Origin of the sequence: Nostoc sp., assembly GCF_035638895.1 — a bacterium.
GTDB lineage: Bacteria > Cyanobacteriota > Cyanobacteriia > Cyanobacteriales > Nostocaceae > Nostoc.
Genome location: NZ_DASQZC010000617.1, coordinates 1 through 7,096, shown reverse-complemented (window position 1 = coordinate 7,096; position 7,096 = coordinate 1). Strand labels below are relative to the sequence as shown.

Below are 7,096 nucleotides of genomic sequence, written 5' to 3'. Positions count from 1 at the left end.
CAAACTCTCTAAAGGATACCGCCAAAGGGTAGGAATTGCTCAAGCGATCGTCCACGATCCACCAGCGATCATTTTAGATGAACCCACCGTTGGACTCGATCCCCGACAAATAATTGAGGTGCGGAATTTAATTAAAAGCCTCGCTGGTACTCACACAATTATTCTTTCCACGCACATTCTGCCAGAAGTGAGCATGACTTGTAGCCGCGTTGCCATCATTAATCGCGGCAAAGTTGTGGCAACTAATACACCAGAAAACTTGATGACTCAGTTGACAGGTGGCTCAGGGTATGAACTTGAAATAGAAGGAGAAGCTGCCCTAGCAAAACAGGTATTGCAAAAAGTCGCAGGTGTGAGTCTGATAGAATCAATTCCGACAACAGGAGGCCATCAACCCCAAGAAAATCGCGCTTACCTGCGGGTGATATCGCAACCGGGAAAAGAACCAGGGAAGGATATTGCCACAACATTAGTGCGTGCAGGATTCGGTTTACATGAACTGAAGCGAGTTAACGCCACCTTAGAAGATGTGTTCTTGCAACTGACCACAGAAGAGAAAAATTTCGATACTGAGGTAGACTTAGCAGACAACGAAGGAGAGGCAGCGTAAATGGGTGTAGTGCTGAGTAATATTATTGCCATTTATCGCCGAGAGTTACAGAGTTATTTTGTATCACCTTTGGCTTATGCGATCGCAGGCATATTTTGGTTCATCGCGGGGTTATTCTTTGTGATGATTTTGCTAGGGCCAGATGGCATTTTGGTAGGAGTTGCGGCAATAGATGCACAAGGGCAACAACTAGGAGTGCCAGTACCACCGATAGATGTCCCCTATGAATTTATCCGGGCATTTTTGGATCGCATGGGTTGGCTATTGTTGTTTATCCTGCCAATTCTCTCAATGGGACTCTATGCCGAAGAACGTAAGCGCGGTACTTTAGAACTTTTAGCCACCTCACCAATCACCAATTGGGCGGTAGCTTTAGGTAAGTTATTGGGCGTGCTAACATTTTTTACCACGATGGTTGTACCCATGCTAGTGTTGGAAGCGATCGCCATCAGTGGATCAAATCCACCAATGGCACTCTCAATTCCCTTGCTGGGTCATTTTGGATTAATCTTGCTAGCAGCAGCAATTTTATCTTTAGGAATGTTTATTTCTTCATTAACAGACAGTACAATTTTGTCTGCCGTTTTCACCTTTGCAGTAATTCTATTATTGTTATTGATTGATTTAATCGCCAAAATTGTCCCTGGCCCCGTGGGCGAAGCATTAGGTTATCTGTCGTTACTGAAACATTACAACACCTTAATTCAAGGCATTTTTGATACCAGCGCTTTAATTTTATTCGCCAGTTACATTTTTTTGGGCATCTTTCTCACAGCTCAATCAATTGATGCACTGCGCTTTCAAAGGCAATAGTCATTGGTCATTCATTTGTCATTTGTCATTTGTCCTTGGTCATCTGGTACATTGCCAATTGAGTTTAGGTAGGAGTTTAACTTGGGTGCTAGTTCGTTAATGATTGTTTTGATTGCATTTATCTGTTCGGTAGTTAAAAGGTTACGAGTATAAGCCCGTCTTAACCAATGTTGAGTTTCATTCAAAGAGCCTCTTGCTATTTTAATAAAACGTCTATTATCTTGAAAACTACCTCTTCCTACACCTTCTGCTATATTGGCACCGATACTATCTGCCGAACGTACAATCTGTTTACCAATCGTATCTTTTGCAAAAAAATTCCATCCCTCAACAATTTTCCAAATGTCATCTGCCAACTGTTCTGATAATTGATAAACCTGTAATTCTTGGAAACGCCTTGTTGCCATTTATTCAGTTATCTACTTAGTTTTTAGTCACTTAATTTTCGTCCATATATTTTAAATTGTCACTATCTGTAGACAAATGACCAATGACCAATGACAAATGACAAATAAGATGAAGATAGTTGCAAAAAAGAAACTGTGGAAATATCTATTTTGGTTGGGCCCGTTCCTAATTGCTGTCGGCTTAACAGCTGGGTTAGTCTCTGAACAGTGGGGATTAATTCCATTAGTATTTCTGATTACAGGAATTGTCATCAGTGGGTTGGGGATATTATGGCAAAGCTATGAGACTAACTGGTGGAAGCGTCGTTCTACCCAAGCTGGGACTAATGCTTTAGTAGCAACTCTGGCAGTGTTGGCAATTTTAGGATTGATTAACTTTTTGGGAACTCGCTATCACTTACGGGCAGACTTAACAGAAGCTCAATTGTTTACCCTTGCGCCCCAGTCACGCGAACTGGTGAGGGTTCTACCACAGCCAGTTAAGGTGTGGGTGTTTGATATTAGCCAGAATCCCCAAGACCGAGAATTACTAGAAAATTATCAGCGCCAAAGCTCAAAATTTAAATATGAGTACATCAACCCTGAAACTAGACCAGGATTGGCAGAAAAGTTTGCCGTCAAAGATTACGGGGAAGTTTATTTAGAATCTGGTGATAAACGGCAATTAGTGCAAACAGTAAATGAAAATGAGCGTTTGTCAGAGATCAGATTAACTAGTCGCCTGCAACAACTAACAAATTCAACCACAGCTAAAGTTTACTTACTCCAAGGGCATGGCGAACGACAGCTTTCGGCTGGTAAAGGTGCAATATCACAAGCAGTTCAGGCATTAGGCGATAAAAGTTTTACAACATCACCCCTGAATTTAGGAGAAACTGCCAAAGTTCCTGAAGATGCGGCTGTAGTGATAGTAGCTAGCCCCAAACGAGGGCTGTTTGAAGGCGAAGTCAAAGCTTTGCAAGAATATCTTAATCGCGGTGGTAACTTACTGCTGATGATTGATCCCAATACCGATCCCAAACTTAACAGCTTGCTGCAAGAGTGGGGTGTTCGTCTGGATAATCGTTTAGCAGTCGATGCCTCTGGCGGAAGCGTGGGACTTGGCCCTGCTACGCCCTTAGTGACAGAATACGGACAACATCCGATTACCAAAGATTTCGATAACGGTAATTCTTTTTATCCGATTGCCCGACCACTGGAAATTACCTCTGTGCCTGGTGTTCAGGCTACTCCACTGCTACGAACCAAACCCTACCCCAATAGTTGGGCAGAAAGCGACCTCGAAAGCGAAAAATTGGAGTTTAATGCAGATAAAGACCTCAAAGGGCCTCTAACCTTGGGCGTTGCCTTAAGCAGAAAACAAACACCCAAATCTGCTTCCACTCCCCAACCTGCACCGACACCTTCACCCCTACCATCACCAACCACTCAAAGTAAGGCTTCCCCCACTCCCCCTGCCTCCCCTGCTCCTTCTGCTCCCCCTGCCTCCTCTGCTCCCTCATCTCAAACAGCCACCGAGTCAAGGTTAGTGGTTTTAGGAAATTCCGAGTTCGCCACCGATGGGTTGTTTCAACAGCAATTAAATGGAGATGTATTCCTCAACTCAGTTACTTGGCTGAGTCAACAAGATCAACAGCCCCTTTCCATTCGCCCCAAAGAACCGAAAAACCGTAGAATAACTCTGACTACTACCCAAAGTAATCTTTTGATATTGTCGTCTTTGTTAGTTTTACCTTTAATTGGGTTTGCGATCGCAGTTATTATTTGGTGGAAACGACGGTAAAAAAGGAGTTAGAAATTCTCCCTCAGTCCCAATGACAAATGACTAAAAAATGAAATTGCCGCGAACGACTTTAATTTTGATACTGCTAACGCTGGGTTTAGGCAGTTTTGTTTACTTCTATGAAATTCGAGGTGCAACTGTGCGAGAAGAAATCAAGGAGCAAAAGCAGCAAATTTTCTCTTTTGCCGAAGATGATGTGCAGTTTTTAACAGTCACGACAAAAAAACTTACTCTGAATTTGGAACGGAACCCTGAATCTAGTAACCCTAAGTGGCTAATCAAATCTCCGGTATCGGGCCCAGCAAATGATGCTATTGTTTCTTATTTAATGGATTTGTTAGTCAAAGGTAATAGTGAACGCACTCTCTCAACTCCAGCAAAAGACCTTAAAGAATTCGCCCTAGATCAACCCCAAGCAACCATCAATATCACCCTGAAAAACCGACAAAGGCATCAGTTTATTTTGGGTAAATCTAACTTTAACAGGCGTTTTTTATATGCTCAAGCAGACCTTGCTACAAAACCCAATGAAAATATAAATGTGCTGTTGGTATCTACAGATTTTGCAAATGCCGTGAATCGGGAACTATCAGAGTGGAAACAACCTGTAGATAATAGTCAAAAACTTCCTCCGCTCACTATTCCTAAACCGACTCCGACAAACAGCAAATAATTAATTCCAAATCTGGCGATATTATTATGACAAATCCGACAGCCACATTGCTAATTTCTTGCCCCGATCAACGGGGATTGGTGGCGAAATTTGCCAATTTCATCTATTCTAATGGTGGTAATATTATCCATGCAGATCAACATACAGACTTTGCTGCTGGGTTATTCCTTACTCGCATTGAATGGCAGTTAGAGGGGTTCAATTTGCCGCGAGAGTTTATTGCACCTGCATTTAATGCGATTGCTCAACCTTTAGGCGCTAAGTGGGAAATACGTTTTTCTGATACAGTACCACGCATTGCTATTTGGGTAAGTAGGCAAGATCATTGTCTATTTGACTTAATTTGGCGACAACGCGCCAAAGAATTTGTGGCTGAAATTCCTTTAATTATTAGTAACCATTCTAATTTAAAGGTAGTTGCAGAGCAATTTAATATTGACTTCCAGCACATTCCCATCAATAAAGATAATAAAGTAGAACAAGAAACCCAACAATTAGAATTATTACGCAAGTACAAAATAGATTTAGTTGTATTAGCGAAATATATGCAGATTGTTAGTGCAGATTTTATTAGTCAATTTCCGCAAATTATTAATATACATCATTCATTTTTACCAGCTTTTATCGGAGCAAACCCTTATCACCGAGCTTTTGAACGTGGAGTAAAAATTATTGGTGCAACTGCTCATTACGCCACTGCTGATTTAGATGCAGGCCCAATTATTGAACAGGATGTGGTGCGAGTTAGTCACCGTGATGAAGTTGATGATTTGGTGAGAAAAGGCAAAGATTTGGAGAGAGTTGTATTAGCAAGAGCGGTGCGATCGCACTTGCAAAATCGTGTATTAGTCTATGGAAATAGAACGGTAGTCTTTGAGTGATTTCATATCCAAGCTAATGCCATTCGTAGCTATACAAACAAAGTCCGTATAGGCACAAGAGGTTCGGATTAAACTCCCCCCGCCTGCGGCGACCCCCTTTTTAAGGTAGGGCTATTTCATTAAAACATCTAATTTACATAATCGAATTAAATATAACTCTTGTGGGGTGGGCATCTTGCCCGCCCAGCTTATGCAATTTAAACGTGGAACAGCTTATTAGTTTAGGTAAAACAATTAGGTTTGTGTTGGAATAATCAACCCTTAACCTGATTGCAAATAAGCATTAAAGTTGCGCTGTTACACTTCGTTATGATTCAAACGCGATAATAAGGAAAATATATGCAAAACTTCAATATTGAGCGCTTGCTATCAAGTCGGCTGAGACGGCGACAAGTTTTGATTGGGACTGGAGCCTTAACTGGTTTTGCGATCGCCAATCAATGGCCTAACAAAGTTCTCGCCCAGCCCCGATTTTCTAATTATCCCTTTAGTCTGGGTGTCGCTTCCGGTGAACCACTCCCAGATAATGTAGTACTGTGGACGCGTTTAGCCCCCGATCCGCTCAATGGTGGTGGGATGCCACAATATAATGTTCCAGTGCAATGGCAGGTTGCTACCGACGAAAAGATGCAGCAAGTTGTCCGCAGTGGCACACAGATAGCTACTCCAGAATTTGGACACTCTGTTCATGTAGAAGTGCAAGGATTAAAACCTGCACGTTGGTACTGGTATCAGTTTAGGGTGGGCAATGAAGTTAGTCCAATCGGGCGGACTCGCACTGCTCCTAACGCGCGCGATCGCGTTGAGCGCTTCCGCTTCGCCTTCGCTTCCTGTCAAAACTGGGAGCAAGGATACTTCGCCGCCTATAAAAACATGGCTCAAGAAGATTTAGATTTGGTGGTTCACCTCGGTGATTACATTTACGAGGGAGCGCCGAGAGCGAATGCACTCCGACCTCATGAAGGTAATGGAGAGCCAGTGACACTGGAGGAGTACCGCAATCGCCATGCCCAATACAAAACTGACCCTAACCTGCAACAGACTCATGCTGCATTTCCTTGGCTAGTTACTTGGGATGACCACGAAGTTGACAATAATTGGGCGGATGAAATTCCTCAAGATCCAGAACAACAATCACGCCAAGTTTTTCTAGCTCGTCGTGCTGCTGCTTTCCAAGCATATTACGAACACATGCCACTGCGGGATTTTTCAAAACCTAGAGGCATTGATATGCAGCTATATCGACGCTTAAACTTTGGTAACTTGGTTGAATTTAATGTTCTCGATACTCGCCAATATCGTAGCGACCAACCTTGTAATGACACTATTGAACCACGCTGTGCAGAAGCTCTTGATCCAAATGCCACTATGACTGGTACTGAACAAGAGCAGTGGTTGTTCCGCAATCTAGAGCGCTCTGGGGCACGCTGGAATGTTCTTGCTCAACAGCTTGTCTTTACCCAGCATGACTGGACAGCAGGCCCTGAGACTGCCTTTAATATTGATGCTTGGGACGGTTATGTAGCTGCCCGTAGCCGGATTCTCAATTTTCTTGCTCAACGTCAGCCAGCCAACCCAGTTGTCCTTACTGGTGACACACACTCCAGTTGGGTAAGCGACCTGAAAGCTGATTACAATAACCCTAACTCTGCTACAGTCGGTACTGAGTTTGTTGGCACATCGATTACCTCAGGCTTTGGCGCTAGTGACCGAATTGAGAAGGCTTTACCAGAAAGTCCGTGGGTAAAGTATTTTAATGGTAGACAACGCGGTTATGTTGTTTGTGACCTCAATCATCAGCGCTGGCGTAGTGACTATCGACTACTGGCTCCATCTCCAGAGACTGGGCCTACTGTGTCTAATCCAAATGCCCCAATCATATCAACAGTCTCGTTTGAATTGCCGAATCAGGGAAAAGTAGAGCGGGTT

7 protein-coding genes are annotated in these 7,096 nt (G+C 43.1%); 6 read left to right on the top strand and 1 reads right to left on the bottom strand.

What is annotated here, in order from left to right:
• Both VE944_RS30180 and VE944_RS30175 read left to right on the top strand, forming a co-directional pair.
• Positions 1–610, top strand: a 610-nt coding sequence (locus VE944_RS30180; protein WP_324986247.1) for an ATP-binding cassette domain-containing protein, incomplete at its 5' end; no start/stop codon positions are given.
• The gene (locus VE944_RS30175; RefSeq protein WP_324986244.1) at positions 611–1,423 is read left to right on the top strand and encodes an ABC transporter permease; all 813 of its coding nucleotides are present in this window, start codon (positions 611–613) and stop codon (positions 1,421–1,423) included.
• A gap of 11 nt (positions 1,424–1,434) precedes the next feature.
• Here the strand turns inward: VE944_RS30175 and VE944_RS30170 are convergent, their stop codons facing one another.
• Positions 1,435–1,830, bottom strand: coding sequence for a four helix bundle protein (locus tag VE944_RS30170; RefSeq protein WP_324986241.1), 396 nt, complete (start codon positions 1,828–1,830; stop codon positions 1,435–1,437).
• A gap of 109 nt (positions 1,831–1,939) precedes the next feature.
• Between VE944_RS30170 and VE944_RS30165 the strand changes: the two genes are divergently transcribed.
• The 4 genes from VE944_RS30165 to VE944_RS30150 form a co-directional block, all read left to right on the top strand.
• Entirely contained in the window at positions 1,940–3,613 is a 1,674-nt protein-coding gene (locus VE944_RS30165) for a GldG family protein (protein WP_324986250.1), read from the top strand.
• Between the two features lie 49 nt (positions 3,614–3,662).
• Positions 3,663–4,286 carry a DUF4340 domain-containing protein gene (locus VE944_RS30160; RefSeq protein ID WP_324986238.1) on the top strand — a complete coding sequence of 208 codons (624 nt, stop codon included), beginning with the start codon at positions 3,663–3,665 and terminating at the stop codon, positions 4,284–4,286.
• 26 nt (positions 4,287–4,312) lie between these two features.
• Entirely contained in the window at positions 4,313–5,167 is an 855-nt protein-coding gene (gene purU, locus VE944_RS30155; RefSeq protein ID WP_324986235.1) for a formyltetrahydrofolate deformylase, read from the top strand.
• A gap of 339 nt (positions 5,168–5,506) precedes the next feature.
• Positions 5,507–7,096, top strand: a 1,590-nt coding sequence (locus tag VE944_RS30150) for an alkaline phosphatase D family protein (RefSeq protein WP_324986231.1), incomplete at its 3' end; no start/stop codon positions are given.